At 65.0% G+C, this 17588-nt stretch carries 13 protein-coding genes; 6 read left to right on the top strand and 7 right to left on the bottom strand.

Annotation, left to right across the window (positions count from 1 at the left end; translation table 11 throughout):
* The first annotated feature begins 23 nt into the window (after positions 1–23).
* The 4 genes from PQ457_RS03175 (at position 24) to qhpE (ending at position 4477) form a co-directional block, all read left to right on the top strand.
* Complete coding sequence (locus PQ457_RS03175) at positions 24–1124, top strand: YncE family protein (RefSeq protein WP_273618342.1); 1101 nt, start codon at positions 24–26, stop codon at positions 1122–1124.
* A complete protein-coding gene (locus PQ457_RS03170) occupies positions 1121–2125 on the top strand; it encodes a hypothetical protein (protein WP_273618341.1) in 1005 nt (334 codons plus the stop codon). Before PQ457_RS03175 ends, PQ457_RS03170 begins: the two co-directional genes overlap by 4 nt.
* 74 nt (positions 2126–2199) lie before the next feature.
* Positions 2200–3819, top strand: a complete 1620-nt coding sequence (locus tag PQ457_RS03165) for an ABC transporter ATP-binding protein (RefSeq protein ID WP_337958479.1) — start codon at positions 2200–2202, stop codon at positions 3817–3819.
* Entirely contained in the window at positions 3812–4477 is a 666-nt protein-coding gene (gene qhpE, locus PQ457_RS03160) for a subtilisin-like serine protease QhpE (RefSeq protein ID WP_273618339.1), read from the top strand. Before PQ457_RS03165 ends, qhpE begins: the two co-directional genes overlap by 8 nt.
* A 110-nt stretch (positions 4478–4587) precedes the next feature.
* Here qhpE and PQ457_RS03155 read toward each other — a convergent pair whose 3' ends face one another.
* Complete coding sequence (locus PQ457_RS03155; protein WP_337958484.1) at positions 4588–7173, bottom strand: TonB-dependent receptor; 2586 nt, start codon at positions 7171–7173, stop codon at positions 4588–4590.
* 425 nt (positions 7174–7598) lie between these two features.
* Between PQ457_RS03155 and PQ457_RS03150 the strand changes: the two genes are divergently transcribed.
* A complete protein-coding gene (locus tag PQ457_RS03150; protein WP_273618337.1) occupies positions 7599–9689 on the top strand; it encodes a tetratricopeptide repeat-containing sulfotransferase family protein in 2091 nt (696 codons plus the stop codon).
* Between the two features lie 29 nt (positions 9690–9718).
* On the opposite strand, the gene PQ457_RS03145 is transcribed toward PQ457_RS03150, so the two are convergent.
* Positions 9719–10450, bottom strand: coding sequence for a hypothetical protein (locus PQ457_RS03145; RefSeq protein ID WP_273618336.1), 732 nt, complete (start codon positions 10448–10450; stop codon positions 9719–9721).
* A gap of 106 nt (positions 10451–10556) precedes the next feature.
* Positions 10557–11924, bottom strand: a complete 1368-nt coding sequence (locus PQ457_RS03140) for an L-serine ammonia-lyase (protein WP_273618335.1) — start codon at positions 11922–11924, stop codon at positions 10557–10559.
* A gap of 102 nt (positions 11925–12026) precedes the next feature.
* On the opposite strand from PQ457_RS03140, the gene PQ457_RS03135 reads away from it, so the two are divergent.
* Positions 12027–13382 (top strand): amidohydrolase, encoded by a 1356-nt coding sequence (locus PQ457_RS03135; protein WP_273618334.1) that lies wholly within the window; start codon positions 12027–12029, stop codon positions 13380–13382.
* Position 13383: 1 nt separating this feature from the next.
* Here PQ457_RS03135 and PQ457_RS03130 read toward each other — a convergent pair whose 3' ends face one another.
* The 4 genes from PQ457_RS03130 to PQ457_RS03115 all read right to left on the bottom strand — a co-directional run bounded on the left by PQ457_RS03130 (position 13384) and on the right by PQ457_RS03115 (position 17558).
* Positions 13384–14007, bottom strand: coding sequence for a molybdenum ABC transporter ATP-binding protein (locus tag PQ457_RS03130; RefSeq protein ID WP_273618333.1), 624 nt, complete (start codon positions 14005–14007; stop codon positions 13384–13386).
* Entirely contained in the window at positions 13997–14701 is a 705-nt protein-coding gene (gene modB / locus PQ457_RS03125; RefSeq protein WP_273618332.1) for a molybdate ABC transporter permease subunit, read from the bottom strand. Before modB ends, PQ457_RS03130 begins: the two co-directional genes overlap by 11 nt.
* Positions 14682–15446, bottom strand: coding sequence for a molybdate ABC transporter substrate-binding protein (gene modA, locus PQ457_RS03120; protein WP_420540980.1), 765 nt, complete (start codon positions 15444–15446; stop codon positions 14682–14684). Before modA ends, modB begins: the two co-directional genes overlap by 20 nt.
* A gap of 84 nt (positions 15447–15530) precedes the next feature.
* On the bottom strand, positions 15531–17558 hold the full coding sequence (locus PQ457_RS03115; RefSeq protein WP_273618331.1) for an acyltransferase family protein: 2028 nt from the start codon (positions 17556–17558) through the stop codon (positions 15531–15533).
* Positions 17559–17588: the final 30 nt, after the last annotated feature.

Below are 17588 nucleotides of genomic sequence, written 5' to 3'. Positions count from 1 at the left end.
CTTCTCATGAAAGAGCCTGCCACATGACGCATTCCCGCTCTGGCAAACCTTTCCGTCTGGCCGGCCTGTTGCTGGCCGCGCTGCCTGTAACCGCAAGCGCCGCGCCCATGGTGATGGGCACCTATCCCGACAAGCTTTTCGTGGTGGACGAGGCCACCGGCAAGATCGCCGAGCATATCAAGCTCGACACCGGCCTGCCGACATCCCTGCGCCTGTCGAACGATCACAAGCGGATCTATGTCACCACCATCACCACCGGCGGGATCGAGGTGCTCGACACCGCCACGCGCAAGGTGTTGAACAAGTTCAGCCTGAACACGCCGACCACCAAATATCGTTTTACCGGCGGCGTGCCTGATCCGACGGGCCGCTATTTCTACACGATCATGATGACGATCGACAAAGCGGTGGACCGTTACAAGGTCAGCAAATGGCAATATGCCACCATTGATCTGGCGCAGAAGAAGGTGGTCAAGACAGTCGATCTGGCCGACGAGGACAATGCGCTCAACGCCGCGCGCGCGAATATGATGATCTCGCCCGACGGCAAGCTGCTCTATCTGTTCCGCGACAAAGTGGTGATCCTCAACACGAGCGATTTCAAGGTGGTGGACCGGATCGACATGGCCAAGCCCGAGGGCGCGGGGCTGGAGCACACCAGCTTTGGCGGCGGGGTGGAATTGCTGCGCAACAATGACGAATATGTCTCGCTGTTCACCGCTGCCGATCCCTATATTCACAACAAGATCTTTGGCATCGGCCGTTTCAAGCTGGCGTCGAAAACCTTCGATTTCACCCCCATCGGCCCCGCGCCCTATCAGATGGCGGGGCTGCAGATTACGCCCGACAGCAAGGATGGCTATACCGTCACCACGCAGGGGACGACAGGCAACAAGCGCTGCGAGATCTGGCACTTCGACCTTGGCACCAACAAGGTGGTGGACAAGGCCGAGTTCCCCTGCCGCTCGCGTTTCCAGTTCGGCATGTCGAGCGACGGCAAGAAGCTCTACATCTATGGCGCCAGCTATGACATCGAGGTCTATGACGCCAAGACGCTGAAATGGGACAAGACGTGGAACCTTGACGCCGATGCCACCATGGCGGGGCTGGTTTACGCCCAGTGAGCAAAACGCCGCGCCAGTCCGTGCTGATCCGTGGGGGCGGACTGGCGGGGGCTTGCGCGGCGCATCTGCTGCGCGGCGCGGGGTTTGCCATTGCGCATGAGCCGGTGCGACGTTCGCCCGTGCCGGTCATCATGCTGTCCGATGCGGCGCTGGGGCTGATCCGCGATGCGTTTGGCCGCCGCGACCTGTTTGCCGATGCCCATCGCATCGCGCAGCGCGTAGTGCGATGGGGCCGCGATCCGGTGGCGGTGCCGCATGGCGCGGTGGTGGTGTCCGAGGATGACCTGATTGCTGCGCTTGGCGGAGAGCTTGCCGGCGATGCGGATGCCCCCGCGCCCATGGCCACGCTCCATTGCGCACCGCCCTTTCCCGATGCCGAACTGATGCGCTTTGGCCAGCGGCGGGCAATGGCCGCGCGCGTTTTGCTGCGCGCCGGGGCCGATCATGCCACATGCCATGTCGAGGCGGTGGCGCAGGGCTGGCTGTTCCTGATTCCTTCGGGCCCCGCGCAATGCTGGCTGCTGGGCGTGGGCGCTCCGCTTGAGCGCCTGCTGGAGGGCAGCGTGCTGATCGCTCCCCTGATCGCAGGGCTGGGCGAAAGTTCACCGGGCTTTGAAACCGCGCCGCGTCAACTGGCGCGTCTGGCCGGACCAAACTGGCTGGCCTGCGGCATGTCGGCCATCGCCTTTGATCCCATCTGCGGCGACGGCAGCGCCCAATCGGTGCGCGAGGCCATTCTGGCCGCCGCCGTCATCACCCATCCCGGCGACCGCGATGCGCTGGCAACCCATTACCATTCGATGCTGACGGCCTCTCTGCGCCGCCATATCCAGATCTCCGGCCAGTTCTATGCCAGCGGCGGCGACAGCCCGTGGTGGCGCGAACAGGTGGCCGCCCTTGCGCAAGGTTACGCATGGACCACCGCGCAACTCGCGCATATGCCGGAGCCGCGCTATCTGCTGCGCGGGTTTCAACTGATCGAACGGGAGGCCGCGACCTGAACGCGCCGCGACACGCTTTGCATGCTTCCCCACCTCCTGCGCCATGGGCGGCCTATCGGCGGCTCTGGCCCTATTTGCGCCCCTATCTGCCGCGCCTGCCCGCCGTCATGCTGGTCAGCCTGCTGGCCACCGCGCTCAGCCTGGCCCAGCCCTATATTTCCAAGCTGATGATCGATGGCGCGTTGATGCGGCATGACATGGGCGTGCTGTGGCGCGTGGCGGGGCTGATGCTGGGGGCGACGGTGGGCTCCTATGTACTCAACATCGCGGCCTCTTGGCTGCATGTCTCGCTCTCGGCCGCGATGCTGTTCGACATTCGCGTGGCGGTGCTGTCGCATCTGCAGCGTCTCTCGCCGCGCTTCTTTGGCCGCTTTCGCCTTGGCGATCTGATGAGCCGGTTGAACAGCGATGTGTCCGATATTCAACGGGTCGCGGGCGACACGCTGCTCGCCGCGCTGGCCAATCTGCTGTTTCTGGCGGGCAGCATCGCGCTGATGCTCTGGCTCGACTGGCGGCTGTTTTTGGTGGGCGTGGTGCTGGTGCCGCTGGCGGTGGGGGCTTTCCTGCGCGCGCAAAAGCGGCTGACCGAGCTGTCGCGGCAGATGCGCGAGGCGGGGGCCGATATCGGCAGCATGCTGGTCGATACGATCATGGGTATGCGCACGGTGGTGGCGCTGGGCGCACAGGCGCGCGAGCGGGAGCGTTTTGCGGGGGCCAATGCCAGCTTTGTGCGCGCCATGCTGCGGATGCAGGTGACATCCTTCCTCTCGGGCGCGGTTCCGGGCACTTTGCTCTCCGCCTCGACGGCGGGGGCCATGCTGTGGGGCGGCTATGAGATCACCGCCGGACGGATGACCATCGGCACACTGGTGGCCTTCCTCGCTTATCAGCAGCGCCTGTTCGCGCCCATTCAGGGTCTGCTCGGCCTGTCCGCCACGCTGGCCCAGACGCGGGTGGCGCTGGCGCGGATCTTTGAATTGATGGACACCCCGCCAGAGGTGGAGGAGGCCGCCTGCCCCCTGCCCCTGCCCGCCGGACCTTGCAGCATCCGCTTCGATCATGTCCGCCTCTCGCATGGCCGCGCTCCGGTGCTGCATGACGCGGATTTCACCATTCCGGCGGGGTCTTTCTGCGCAATCCTCGGCCCCAGCGGGGCGGGCAAATCGACAATGGCCGATCTGATGGTGCGGATGATCGACCCTGATGGCGGGCGGGTGATGCTGGGCGAACGCGACCTGCGCGAGGTGGTGCTGGATGATCTGCGGCGCGCGGTGCTGCTGGTCGAACAGACGCCTTTTCTCTTCAACGCCACGCTTTATGCCAATATCGCCTTTGGCCTTGCCGATCCTGGGCGCGATGCGGTGATCGCCGCCGCGCATGACGCCGGGCTGGAGGCTTTGCTCGCCCGCCTGACGATGGGGCTGGATACGCCAGTGGGAGAACGCGGCCTTGCCCTGTCGGCGGGCGAGCGGCAGCGGGTGGCGCTGGCCCGCGCCCTGTTGCGGCGGCCCGATGCGCTGATCCTGGATGAACCCACCGCCGCGCTCGACGGCGACACCGAAGCGCTGATCGCCGCCAGCCTGCGCCGCGCCCTGCCCCATGCCACGCTGATCGTCATCACGCATAAGCCCGCGCTGGCCGCGATGGCGGATAGGGTGATTACTCTGAAAGATGGCATCACGACCTATGGCTGAACGCATTCTGGTGGCGGTGATCGACAGCGGCGTGCATCCTGATCACCCGCATATCGACCCGACCCGCCTGCGCCCCGGTTTTGCCATTGGCACCGATGGCATGGTTATCGAACAGGGCGTCATCCCGCTCGACCGGCTTGGCCATGGCACCGCCGTCACCGCCGCGATTCAGGAGAAGGCCCCGCAGGCCGATATCCTGCCCATCCGCGTATTCCATGATGCCCTACGCGGCAGCGCGATGGCCTTGGTCAGCGCGATCAGGATGGCCGCAGGGGCAGGCGCAGATATCATCAATCTCAGCCTCGGCACCACCAATGCCGCCCATGCCCCTCTGTTTGCCGAGGCCGTCGCGGCGGCGCCGGGCGCGCTGGTGCTGGCCGCGGCGCAGGCCGATGGCGTGCCCTGCCTGCCCGGCTCGCTGCCCGGCGTACTGGGCGTTGGGCTGGATTGGGACATCCCGCGCGAAACATTCCTATGGCGCGACGGCCAGATGATCGCCAGCGGCTATCCCCGCCCGATCCCAGGCGTGCCGCAAAGGCGCAACCTCTACGGCATCAGCTTTGCCGTGGCGCAGGCCAGCGGTTTTGCCGCCCGGATTGCCCATGAGCGCAATCTGCGCGCGCGCGCAGCCCTGCTGGCCGCGCTGTCCGCCGCCTGATCCCATGCCTGACCATTGCGACACACAAAAAGCGCCCCCATGGCGCAAACCATGGGGGCATAAGTTGTCCTTCGCAGGGTGAAGATGATCAGGTCAGAACTAGAGTCTCCTCAGAACTTCTGGCCAAACTTGATGCCGAAGACCTGCGGGCGCACGGTGAAGCTGCGCGACGAGCCCGAGCAGAAATCGATCGAACAGAATGTGTTGGTGGTCAAAGCGCCACGGCCGTCGAAGGCGTTCTGGATATAGATGTCGAAGGCCCAATTGTCCTTCTTGATTCCGGCCGAGAAATCCATCGTGGCAAAACCGGCCGTATTGCCCAGCAACAGGTTGTTTGAATATTTCAGATCCTGCGTCGCATTGGTCTGATACAGGATCGAACCGAGGAGATAGGCCTTGAAGTTGCCGATCTCGGTATCATAGCGCACCGACGTGTTGCCCTTGAACTCAGGCTGGCGCGGCAGGCGAGTTCCGCTGGCTGCGGCCACGCCCGACGAACAGGTGGGATCGGCGGCGATGGTCAAGGTCGCGGTATTCGCCTTGAAATTGCAGAAATTGCCGTCCAACCGCGCTCGGTTATACGCCCCCGAACCGGTGATCGTCACCTTGCCCAGCTTAAGCTCGGCATCATATTCGATACCATAGACCTTGGCCTTGCCCGCATTGCCGGTCATGCCCGCGCCCTGCGTGCCCGCCACCACCACGGAATATTGGATATTGTTCCACTCTTCCATGTAGAGCGCGCCGTTGAGGCGGAAATTGCTGCCCCACTGGGTTTTGAAGCCAAGTTCGTAATTGGTCAGCGTTTCCGACTTGAACGGATCGACCGCAAACACGCCCACCTTGCTCACGCGCAACGGCCGGTTATAGCCGCCGGGGCGGAAGCCGGTGGAATAGTTGGCATAAAGCAACTTGCTGGGCGTCAACTGATAGTCGACCACGATCTTGTGCGTCTCGCCCTGTTCCTTGTACCGACCGATCTCATTGGGATCGAGCATGTTGGTGTTGCGACAGGTCAGGCGCTCAGTCGGCAGCGGCAAGGTACAGCCCATCGCGCCGGTCAGCATGTTCTTGGTCGTGGTGGTGTTGCGGGCCGAGGCGGCCACACCGGCAAAACCCGTGGTCCAATAGTCGGTCCAGAAATAGCGGACCCCGCCAGTGACCTTCAGCTTGGGCGCGATATTGTAATGGGCTTCCAAAAACAGAGCCGCGTCATGCGTGTACTGGTTGTTTTCGTTGATATAGAAACCATCGCCCTTCACTGCGGGCGAGCCGACCACCATGGTCCCGCCCGCCGAGGTGGGGATGCCGAAACCGGCCGGGTTGCTGTCGCCGCCACCCGCCATCGTATAGCCGGCGATGTTGCCCAGCCCGTGGATGCCGTAGTAATTGTTGTTTTCGGTCTTCTGCCACTGATAGAAGCCGCCGAAGGATGCATCAAACGGCCAGCTCTTGGGCGTGGCAAAGCGCAATTCCTGCGTGAACTTTTCCGAATAGGTCCAGCCTTCGAAATACTGGGTCGGATTGATCAGCTTATTGCATTTCAGCGAGGCACCGGAACCGGTGCAGCCATCCTTGCTGAAAAACTGCAGATAGTTTTCGTAGCCCGGCCCGAAACTGTCATAGGTCACGGTATAGTAGGTGTAGTCATTCTGCAGGTGAACCTTACGGCCGAAATAGCCGGTCGAGGACACCATATCGAAATCGCCGATATGGCCGTGAACCGACAGCGCGCCCTGATACCATGCGTCCTGACGCCGGGTCAGGTCATAGTCATGCACCTGAAGATCGCCGACACGCGGGTCATAGCCGAAATAGCCATAGGCGGTCTGCGACTGGGCCGCCAGTTGCGGGGTGATCTGCCAGCCCGGCGTCGGCTCCCACAAAACCTGCAGGCGGCCGCCATACATATAGACGGGATTGTAATCCTTCTTGGCAATCGCGGCGTTGTTCAGCGTATAGCTGGTGGCCGGATTGTTGTCGCCCAGGTTCAGCGTCGAGGATTTGCCATTGTTGAACTTGCCGTTGTTGGGCGTGTTGTCGACATAGCCGCCTTCCTTGCGATAGAAACCCATCACGCGGGCGGCGATCTTGTCGCCAAAGGGAATGTTGGCATAGGTGGCGATCTGGCCGCCAAAGGCGCCCTTGCCATATTTGTTGCCTTCGGTGTCATAGCCCCATTCGAACTTGCCCAGCTTGGGCTTGTTCGTGATCATGCGGATCGTACCGGCCAGAGAACCCGCGCCATAAAGGGTGCCCTGCGGACCCGACAGGCCTTCGACACGCTCCATGTCATAGACAAAGATGTCGGGCACGCCGGTGCCGGTGATGGGGATATCGTCGAGATAGTAGCCCACCGAAGCATAGGTGCCGCCCGCCGGAACAATGCCGCGGAAATAGGCGGTCTGGCGCCCCGGCCCAAGACCGGCAAAGGACACCGAAGGCATCAGCAGGGCAAAGTCGGACATGCCCTTCACATTGCGCTCGGCCATCTTTTCCATGCTCAGCGCCTGCATCGAGATCGGCACTTTCTGGACGCTTTCCGAACGGCGGGTGGCGGTCACCACGATGTCGCCCAAACCGGCGCCGTCGGCCGCGGCCGGTGCAGGATCAGCCGCCGCATCGGTGTCTGCGGCATGGGCGGCCCCAACCAGCGCAAAGGGCGTCAGGAATGTCGCCGCGCTCAACGCGATCACCCGGCGCGATCTCTTGGAAAACTCTGCAATCATCGTAATGCTTCCCCCATTACCGGCCCGCATAATGGCCATCTTGCCCCGAAATCCTCTGCCCTCTGCTTTCCGCACCGAGCTCTCAGGCCATATTCGCCAGACAAGCGGGATCGTCCGGCGAAAACACTGTTTTGCGCCGATGCACCCGCCGGATGCCGAAACGTCATTGAACCCCTTGGCGACCCGATTGGCTGCGCTGCGCGTGGTGCCCCTTACGCATTTGCAGCAATTAGTACGGTCGTCCGGTTTCGCAAGAATGTCATAGGCACCCCGCGAGTCAAGGGCGCAAACAACGCAAGATGTCCTGAGGGGTTACGTTGTCTGACGTATATGTTTACGCAGGTGCAGCGCGCGACAACAGCAGACCAGACCGGCCCTTTGAAAGGACAACCATGGCTTTGGGGACCATCGCCGCGCGCCCTTCGCACCGCCAATCAGCACGGGCCGTACCGGGTGCCGCGCTGGCCGAAGCGGCAGACTTGCTGGAGCGCGACCCGGCCCTTGCGCTGGCGCGGGCCGAGGCGCTGATCAGGACGTATCGCCAGTTGCCGCCGGCCGAACTGATCGCGGCGCAGGCGCAGCGCCGGCTGGGCCAGGGACAGGCTGCACTGACCCGTCTGATCGCGCTGGATCGGGCGCAGCCGGGCGTGCCGCCGATCCTGTGGGAATTGGCGCAGGCGGCATCGGAAGCGGGCGACGCCGCCCGCGCGGTCGCCGCGCTCGAAACGCTGACCCGCGCCCAGCCTCAGGTGGCCAGCGGATGGTATCTGCTGGCCCGCGAATGGCGGCGCATGGGCGAGGAGGACAAGGCGTGGCGCGCTGAACTGTCGGCCATCCATGCGTCCTCTTCCGACCCCGAGCTGATCAGGGCCGCCGTGGCGATGAAGGCGGGCGAACTGGACGCGGCCGAGGCCATGCTGAAAAACCGGCTGGAGCGCATCCCCGAGGACGCCTCGGCCACGCGGCTGATCGGCGAGATCCACTGGCGCCGGGGCGATCTGGGCGAGGCGATGGCATGGGTGGCAAAGGCGCTGGAGATGGCGCCCGGTTTCGATCTGGCGCGCGATTTCCTGATCCGCCTGCTGCTGCAGACAAACCGCCTGCCCGAGGCGCAGGCCCATGCCGAAACGCTTTGCGCCTCGCCGATGCAAAGCCCCGCACACCGGCTGCTCAAGGCCTCTGTGCTGGTGCGGCTGGGCGATCAAGAGGGTGCGGGGGCGATCTATGAAGCGCTGCTGGCCGAGGTGCCCGACAATGCTCATGTCTGGCAAAATCTGGGCCATGTGCGCAAGACTCTGGGCGACCAGAAGGCCGCCGTCGAGGCCTATCGCCGCGCCATCGGCATCACCGCCACGATGGGCGAGGCTTGGTGGTCGCTGGCCAATCTGAAAACCGCCAAATTCACCGCCGAGGACCGCGCCGCCATGCAGGCCGCGATCGCCACCGGCCCCACCGGCGAGGACCTGTTCCACCTCCATTTCGCGCTGGGCAAGGCGTTGGAGGACGCGGGCGATTACCCCGCCTCGTTTGACCATTACGCCACCGCCAACCGCCTGCGCCGCGCCGAAATCGAGTATAGCGCGGAAGGCACCCATGAGGCGGCCGTCGAACATGCCGCCACCTTCACCGCGCCCTTCTATGCCGCGCGCGAGGCGGATGGCGCCAATGGGGGCGCCAATGGCGGAGGATGCATGGCGCCCGATCCGATCTTCATCCTCGGCCTGCCCCGCTCCGGCTCGACGCTGGTGGAGCAGATCCTGTCGAGCCATTCGATGATCGAGGGCACGCATGAATTGCCCGAAATGATGATGATCGCGGGGCGATTGAAATCCCGCGCGCAGCAGGGCGAATTTGCCTCGTATGGCGATCTGCTGCGCTCGCTATCTCCTGCTGATCGGACGCGGCTGGGCGAGGAATATATCGATCTGACGCGGGTTCACCGCCAGACTGACAGGCCGCTGTTCATCGACAAGATGCCCAACAACTGGCAGAATGTCGGCCTGATCCGCCTGATCCTGCCGCGTGCCAAAATCATCGATGCGCGGCGCCATCCGATGGCCTGCTGCTTTTCGGGCTGGAAACAGCATTTCGCGCGCGGTCAGGTGTTTACCTATGATCTGGGCGAAATCGGCGCCTATTACCGCGATTACGTGGCCCAGATGGCGGCATTTGAAGCCGAAATGCCCGGCGCCGTCCACCGCGTCATCTATGAACGGATGGTGGCCGATACGCAGGCCGAGGTCGCGCGCCTGCTGGCCTATGTCGGGGTCGATTTCGAGGAGGCCTGCCTCTCGTTCTGGGAAAACAAGCGCGCCGTACGCACCGCCAGCAGCGAGCAGGTCCGCCGCCCGATCTATCGCGACGGGCTGGAGCAATGGACCAATTATGCCGATTGGCTCGACCCGCTGCGGGATGCGCTGGGGCCGGTGATCGCGGCCTATCCCGCCCCGCCGCCGGATTGGGCGGCGCATCTGGCCAAATGAAAAGGGCGCCGGTTGCGGCGCCCTTTTGCTTATTGCCCGTTGGGATGAATATCGCGGAAAGCGGCGTTGAACCCGCTGCTGGGCCCGGCGGCGGCGGGCACCGGCGGCGGGGCATTGTAATGCGGCGGCACATAGGGCGCGCGGGCCGAGTAACGACGTGAGGAGGAGCGCGAAGCATACCGCGAGGAATGGCGCGACTGGCGCGCGGCGGCGCGGCGTTCGGCGCGCGTCATGCGATGGTCCGGTGTCGCCTTGGCCGTCGCCTTCCGGGCCTGAGCCAAGGCCCGCTTTTCCGCACGGGTCAGCTTGCCGTGCTTTTCCGCCTTGGCCATGGCGCGCTTCTGCGCCCGCGTCAGCTTGGGTGCGGCCTGCTTTTGGGCCTTGGCGGCGCGGGCCATTTCGCGCTGCTGCGCACGCTTCTGCGCACGGGTCAGCTTGGGCTCTGCCTTGGCCTTGTGCCTGCCGTGCGCCGTTTGACGCTGCTCTGCCCGCTGCTGGGCGCGCCTCTGCGCCCGCGTCAGCTTGGGCTGCGCCTTGGCCTTGGCCTCGGCCCGCGCCAGAGCACGCTTTTCCGCGCGGGTCATCTTCCGGGTCGCGACCTTGGTCTTTTCGGCCTTGTGCCGCTTGGCGGGCGTGGCAACCGCCTTCTTCTTGCTCGCCTTCGTCACCTTGGCGGCGGCATGCGAGACCTTGTGATGCCGTGCCTGGGCTGGCGCAGCCACCATCAGCGTCGCCAGAACGGCCAACACCAATCTCTTCATCGAACGAAACTCCTGCGATCCTGTGGCGCGTGGTGATAGATGGTCGATGGCCATAGGCAAGCGCGTTTTTGTCGCAGCCCCGTAACGGAACAGTCCAGCCGTGCGATCAGCAAGCCGGAACGCAAACCGCCAATCCCCCCAGCGAGGTTTCCTTATACTGGCTCATCATGTCGGCCCCGGTGCGCCGCATGGTTTCGATCACCTGATCCAGACTGACCAGATGCGTGCCATCCCCGCCCAGCGCCAGACGGGCCGCGTCAATGGCCTTGACCGCGCCCATCGCATTGCGCTCGATACAAGGGATCTGCACCAGCCCGCCGATGGGGTCGCAGGTCAGGCCAAGATTATGCTCCATGGCGATTTCGGCGGCATTCTCGATCTGGCCATTGCTGCCACCCATGATCGCGGTCAGCCCCGCTGCCGCCATCGAGCAGGCCACGCCCACCTCGCCCTGACAACCGACCTCGGCCGCCGAAATGCTGGCATTGCGTTTATAGAGGCCGCCAATCGCGGTGGCCGTTAACAGGAAAGTCGCCTTGGCCGCATCATCGGCGCCGTGATAGCGCTCGGCATAGCGCAGCACCGCCGGGATGATCCCCGCCGCGCCATTGGTGGGCGATGTCACCACCTTGCCGCCCGCCGCATTCTCCTCATTGACCGCAATGGCCCAGAGATTGACCAGATCGAGCGTGGCCAGCGGATCGGCCAGCACCCGCTCGACCCGCGCATAGAAACGTTCGCGCAAATGGGCCGCGCGGCGCTGGACCTTCAACCCGCCGGGCAATTCGCCCCGCTGGCTCATGCCGCGTTCGATGCATGCGTCCATGGCCGCGGCAATGCGGGCAATCCCGGCCTCCGTCTCGGCGCGCGGCCGCCGCGCATCCTCATTGACCAGCGCAAGGCCCGCAATCGTCAAACCGCCCTGCTGCGCCATCTCCAGCAATTCGGCCGCCGTGGTAAAAGGATAGGGCTCGTCATGATCCTCAACCGGAGCGTTGGCCGTGGTCTGGTCTTCGTCCACCACAAAGCCGCCGCCGATCGAGAAATAGGTACGGGTAAGGACCGGCTCTCCGTCTGCATCAAACGCGGCAAACCTTATGCCATTGGGATGAAACGGCAGGCTCTCACGCCCCAGCCAAAGAATGTCGACCCGCTCATCAAAGGCGATGTCGCGCACCCCGCCCAGCATCATCCGCCCGCTTTTGCGCACCTGCCGGATCAGCGCCACGGCGGCATCGGGATCGGCCTCCTCGGGCGTGATGCCATGCAGGCCGACGATGGTGGCCGTATCGGTCGCATGGCCCCGCCCGGTCAGCGCGAGGCTGGCATAAAGCGCCACCTCGACCCGCGCCACGCGGCCGATCCTGTCGCCCAGCGCCGTGACGAACCGGCAGGCCGCCGTCATCGGCCCCATCGTGTGGCTGGAGGATGGCCCCACGCCAATCTTGAACAATTCGAATATACTGACTGCCATTTGGCTTCTCTTCCCGCGTGCCTTGTTGCGCTTTCCTGCCGCGCCATGTGCTGCGCACAATACGCTCCTTGACGCAGCGCGGCCAGTAAAGCCTTATGCAACATGACACATTCACCTCAGGAGATCCCGATGCGCCGCGCGATGCTGCTTTGCCTGCCCTTGATGATGTCCGCCCTTCCGGCCCTTGCCGCCCCGGTCAAGCCCGGCACCGCCGCCCGCATCGATGCACAGACAACCAAGAACTGGCCCGAACTGGAGGCGCTCTACAAGGATCTGCACAGCCATCCCGAGATCGGCTTTACCGAGACGCGCACGGCGGGCATCCTGAGCGAAAAGCTGCGCAAGCTGGGTTTTGAGGTGACCGAGCATGTCGGCAAGACCGGCCTTGTCGGCGTGCTGAAGAATGGCCCCGGCCCGGTGGTGATGGTGCGCGTGGAGATGGACGCGCTGCCCATGCAGGAAAAGACGGGCCTGGCATGGGCCAGCAAGGCGCAGCAAACCGGGGCAGACGGCAAGACCACCTATGTCATGCATGCCTGCGGCCATGATATTCACATGGCATGGTGGCTGGGCACGGCGCAGGCGCTGGTGGCAATGAAGGACCAATGGAAGGGCACGCTGATCATGATCGGCCAGCCTTCGGAGGAAATCGGCGAAGGCGCACGCGCGATGATCGAGGATGGCCTCTTCACCCGTTTCCCAAAACCCGATTACGCCTTTGCCGCCCATGTCGGCGCGGCGTCGGCGGGCGATGTGGCGGTCAAGCAGGGGGTGGCCACGTCGAATTCCGATTCGGTCCGCGTGATCTTTCATGGTCAGGGCGCACATGGCTCGATGCCCAACATGAGCATCGACCCCATCGTCATGGGCGCCCGCTTTGTCGAGGACGTGCAGACCGTCATCAGCCGCCAGAAGGACCCGCAGAAATTCGGCGTGGTCACGGTGGGCTATTTCCGTTCGGGCACGGTGGCCAATATCATCCCCGACACCGCCGAACTGGGCCTCTCGCTGCGCTCCTTTGACGATGAAACGCGCAAATTGCTCAACAGCGGCGTTGACCTGACCGCCCAATCCGTGGCCGCCATGTCGCGCGCACCGGCCCCTGAAATCAGCCGCGGCCACGGCATTTCCAGCGTGGTCAATGACGAGGCCCTTGCCGCCAGCACCTATGCCGTGCTGTCCAAGGCCGGTCTGCCCGGCGCGGTCAGACTGGAGCCGGCCTATAAGCCGGGTTGGACCGCCAGCGAGGATTATTCTGAATTCGTGATGGCGGGCGTGCCCAAATCGGTGTTCTTTTCCATCGGCGGCAGCGATCCGGCGATGCTGGAAAAGCTGAAAGCTGAAGGCAAGCCGGTGCCGGTCAACCACTCACCCTTCTTTGCCCCGGTGGCCCAGCCCGCGATCCGCACCGGGGTTGCGGTGCTCACGCTCTCGGTGCTGTCGGTGGCCGGAAAGTAATTCAGTCCATCTCGACAATCTGGCCCGCCAATCGCTCCACCTCGCGCCGGTCATGGCTGACATAGAGGATCGGCAGGGCCAGTTCGTCGCGGATACGTTCGATAACGCGCATGATTTCCTCACGGCGGGCCGCATCCAGCGAGGAGAGCGGCTCGTCCATCAACAGGAAACGCGCGCCCGAGAGCAAGGCGCGACCAATCGCCACGCGCTGCGCCTCGCCCCCCGACAATCGGCGCGGGCGGGCAGATAGCAGGCCGCCAAGGCCGAGAAATTCCACCACCTGCTCAAAGGCGATCCAGCGCGCATCGGGCGCGGCCAGGCGCCAGCCATAGCGCAGATTGGCCTCAACGCTCATGTGGGAAAACAGGCGGTAATCCTGAAACACATAGCCGCAACCACGCGCTTCGGGCCGCAGGTCGGTCCCCGCCGCCGCATCAAAGAGCACCCGCCCAGCGACCGCAATCCGCCCGCGATCAGGCCGCACCAGCCCGGCGATCATGTCCAGCACGCTGGTCTTGCCCGCGCCCGAACGGCCGAACAGCGCGGTGATCCCCGGCCCGGCCTCAAACCTTGCGGCAATCTGGCGGCTGCCCCGCGTGATGTTTACGTCCACCTCAAAGGACATGGGCGCGCATCCCCATCCGCCGCGTCAACACCTCGGACGCCACCAGCGCCGCCAGCGAAAGGCCCACCGAAATCAGCGCGAGGCGCGTGACGATCCCCTCCTGCCCCGGCACCTGCAAAGCGGCATAGATCGCCAGCGGCAGGGTCTGCGTCTCACCCGGAATGTTCGAGACAAAGGTGATCGTCGCGCCAAATTCGCCCAGACTGCGCGCAAAGCCCAGCACCATGCCCGCCAGCACACCGGGCAGCGCCAGCGGCAAGGTGATCGTGGCGAACACGCGCAAGGGCGAGGCCCCCAGTGTGCGCGCCGCCGCCTCCAGCCTGCGGTCCACGCTTTCGAGCGAAAGCCGGATCGCCCGCACCATCAAGGGCAGCGCCATGACCGAAGCCGCCAGCGCCGCCCCGGTCCAGCGAAACATCACAGGCATCCCCATCGCCACCAGCCAGCGCCCCGCCAATCCTTGCGCGCCAAAACCCAGCAGCAGCAGCCAACCCGTCACCACCGGCGGCAGCACCAGCGGCAGATGCACCAGCGCATCGAGCAGCACCCGCCCCGGAAACCTCCCCCGCGCCAGCGCCCATGCCAGCGCAAAACCCACCGGCAGCGTGGCGACCATCGCCGCCCCGCTGACCTTGAGCGAAAGCCAGATGATGCCCCATTCCTCGGGGCTGATGCTATTTGGTGCCAAAGCCATAGGCGCGGAATATCGCCTTGCCCTGGGCCGAGGCAAGGAAGCGGCGGAAGCCCTCGGCATCCGGGTTGGTCGAGGCCGACAGGCGGGCCAGCGGATAGGTGATGGGCTTATGCGAATTGGCAGGGAAAATGCCGACCACGCGCACTTTCTTATCCGCCCGCGCATCGGTGGCGTAAACAATGCCCAGCGGCGCCTCGCCGCGCGAGACCAGCGCCATGGCCGAACGCACGCTGTCGGCGCCCGCCACGCGGCCCGCAACGCCGGGCCAGACGCGCAGGGCCATCAGCGCCTCGCGCCCATATATGCCCGCCGGGACCGAGGCCACCTGCCCCATCGCCAGACGCCCGTTCGGCCCCAGCGCGGCGGCCAGCGGAAAACCGGGCGCGATGGTCAGGCGAACCCTGCTCTGCGCCGGGGCGATCAGCGCCAGCGAGTTGGTCAGCAGGCTGATCCGTGTGCCCGGCTTGATCCGGCCGCCGGGGGCTCTGGCCACATGGTCCATCCATTCCTCGTCCGCCGAGAGGAACAGGTCTGCGGGCGCGCCATTCTCGATCTGGCGCGCAAGGGCCGAGGAGGAGGCAAAGGACAGCACCGGGCGCGGATGGCCCTGCGCCGCCCATGTATCGGCCGCGGCGTTAAGCGATTCCTGAAGGCTGGCTGCGGCCAGAACCACCGGCCCGCGCGGCGCCTGCGCCATGGTGCCCTCCCCGGCAAATGCCCCACACAGCGCCAGCGCGGACATCATCATCCTGCGAGACATGCGATCAAACACGGAGAAACGCCCCTTTCAATATCGCTATGTATATCGAAACGCGCGCCGGGCAAGCGGTTAGCGATGCATCATCGCCTTGATCGCTTGGTACAGCACCGGCGCCACCGCCCGCGATCCGGCATCAGACAGGTGCAGCCGGTCGCGGTAATACATCTGCCCTCCGCGCCCCCCGCTTGCGGCACGCATCGCATAACACAGGCGCGCGTCGCACAAAGGCGCGGCCAGATCGACCAGCACCACGCCGGGGAATTCGCGCACCACGCGGCGCACCTGCGCGGCATAGGCGTCCTGAGCCTGCTCCAGCGCGCCGCCGCGCGGCTCGCCGCAGGGGTGGCGATAGGCGGGGCCATGCAAGGGGCGCAGATCGGTCAGGCAATCGGGCGGATCAAACCCCATCCGCCGGTTGGGCAGCGTGATGATCACGCCCTTGCCCGCCGCGCTCAATCTGGCCAGCGTCCGGCGCAGCGCGCGTTCGAGACGGGCCTCGGGCGGGGCGGGCGTGGGGTCGGCGCGGTCGGTCATGTCATGGGCCGAGCTGCGCCGCAGCAACTGATCGCCATTGGCATAGGAGAGCACCACCACCCGGATCGAGGGGCTGGCCGCTGCATAATCCAGCGCCTGATTGGTCAGTTTCCAGTTGTTCAACCGGGTGCGGTCGAAGCTCTCGGTGGTGGTCGTGTCATAAAAGGGCGCGGCCTCGCTGGCCGAGGCGATCAGCACGTTGAGGTCAGGATAGGAAGCCAGGCCCGGAAACAGGCTGAGATTGAGCGAGTCGCCGATGAGCGCCACGTCCGGCGCGCCGGGATGGGCCAGATAGCAGAAATCATTGCCCGCCACCCCCGGCACCAAAGCAGACCGCCCCGGCATCAGCGCCACACAGGCACGCCCCTGCGCCTCGCCGGCCACGGCAATTGTCCAGCCGATCTGGCGCGTCAGCGGCGCAACCCGCGCATGGCTGGCCGAGGGGACATGCGCCCATGCCACCGCCAGCCCGCCCAGCCCCAGCACCGCCATCGCCGCCAGCAAGCCCTTGACCTTGCGCGCGCTGTCTCCGCCATAGCGCAAAGGCGGCTCGATCCAGCGCGCTGTGGCCCAGGCCAGCCCCGTTGCCACCACCACACAGACCAGCATCGCCCGGCCATCCACCCAGCCCGATGTCCGCGCCAGCACCAGCACCGGCCAATGCCACAGATAAAGCGGATAGGAGATTTGCCCCAGCCAGCGCATCGGCAAAAGCGAGAGCAGCCGCGCATTGACCAGCGCCCGTGGTCCCGCCGCCAGCAGCAGCACCGCCCCGCCCACCGGCACCAGCGCCGCCCAGCCGGGGAAAGGCACATTGCCCTCGGTGATATAGCGGAAACTGCCCAGCAAGAGCGCAAGGCCGATCAGGCTGAACCCATGGGCCATGCGCGGCGGGATCGCCCCCACACGCCGCCGCTCAACCCAGGCCAGCGCGGCGCCTGCCAGCATTTCCCAGAAGCGCGCGGTGGGGATGTAAAAGGCCGCCGATGTGTCGATCCGCATCAGGAATTGCTCATGCGCCATGCTGGCCACAAAACCCAGCCCCAGCGCCCAGACCGCGCCTCGCGCCCCGCGCCATCGCCACGCCAGCATGATGGCAAGCGGCCAGAGGATGTAGAATTGCTCCTCCACCCCAAGGCTCCACAGATGGAGCAGCGGTTTGGCATCGGAAGAGGCGTCGAAATAACCGCTCTCGGCATAGAGCACGAGATTGGAGGCAAAGACCGCCGCGCCCGCCAGATGCGCGCCCAGTTGCGCAAACCCGTCGTCGAACAATTGGACCCAACCGACCACGAATGTGGCCAAGAGGACCGTGATCAGCGCGGGATAGATCCGCCGCACCCGCCGCCCGTAAAACGCCGAAAGCGAGAAGCGCCCCGCCCGCACATCATCAAAAATCGCGCCCGAGATCAGATAGCCCGAGATGACAAAGAAGATGTCCACCCCGACAAAGCCGCCGAAACCCTGCCGCCACCATGCGTGAAAGGCGACGACCACGCCCACGCTGATCGCGCGCAACCCGTCGATATCGGCGCGGTGAAAGGATTTGGGGTGGGATGCCATGCCCGGCGGCCTTGCACGCAAGGCAGGCGG

It is taken from the genome of Novosphingobium humi (genome assembly GCF_028607105.1).
GTDB lineage: Bacteria > Pseudomonadota > Alphaproteobacteria > Sphingomonadales > Sphingomonadaceae > Novosphingobium > Novosphingobium humi.
This window is presented reverse-complemented; position numbering and strand designations above follow the sequence as displayed.

What these genes read in the sequence shown, in the direction of transcription:
- PQ457_RS03150 (WP_273618337.1), top strand. Translation starts at nt 7,599, where the DNA reads ATGGCTTTGGGGACCATCGCCGCGCGCCCTTCGCACCGCCAATCAGCA.
- PQ457_RS03115 (WP_273618331.1), bottom strand. Translation starts at nt 17,558, where the DNA reads ATGGCATCCCACCCCAAATCCTTTCACCGCGCCGATATCGACGGGTTG.
- PQ457_RS03140 (WP_273618335.1), bottom strand. Translation starts at nt 11,924, where the DNA reads ATGGCAGTCAGTATATTCGAATTGTTCAAGATTGGCGTGGGGCCATCC.
- PQ457_RS03135 (WP_273618334.1), top strand. Translation starts at nt 12,027, where the DNA reads ATGACACATTCACCTCAGGAGATCCCGATGCGCCGCGCGATGCTGCTT.
- modA (WP_420540980.1), bottom strand. Translation starts at nt 15,446, where the DNA reads ATGATGTCCGCGCTGGCGCTGTGTGGGGCATTTGCCGGGGAGGGCACC.
- PQ457_RS03175 (WP_273618342.1), top strand. Translation starts at nt 24, where the DNA reads ATGACGCATTCCCGCTCTGGCAAACCTTTCCGTCTGGCCGGCCTGTTG.
- PQ457_RS03145 (WP_273618336.1), bottom strand. Translation starts at nt 10,450, where the DNA reads ATGAAGAGATTGGTGTTGGCCGTTCTGGCGACGCTGATGGTGGCTGCG.
- qhpE (WP_273618339.1), top strand. Translation starts at nt 3,812, where the DNA reads ATGGCTGAACGCATTCTGGTGGCGGTGATCGACAGCGGCGTGCATCCT.
- modB (WP_273618332.1), bottom strand. Translation starts at nt 14,701, where the DNA reads ATGGCTTTGGCACCAAATAGCATCAGCCCCGAGGAATGGGGCATCATC.
- PQ457_RS03130 (WP_273618333.1), bottom strand. Translation starts at nt 14,007, where the DNA reads ATGTCCTTTGAGGTGGACGTAAACATCACGCGGGGCAGCCGCCAGATT.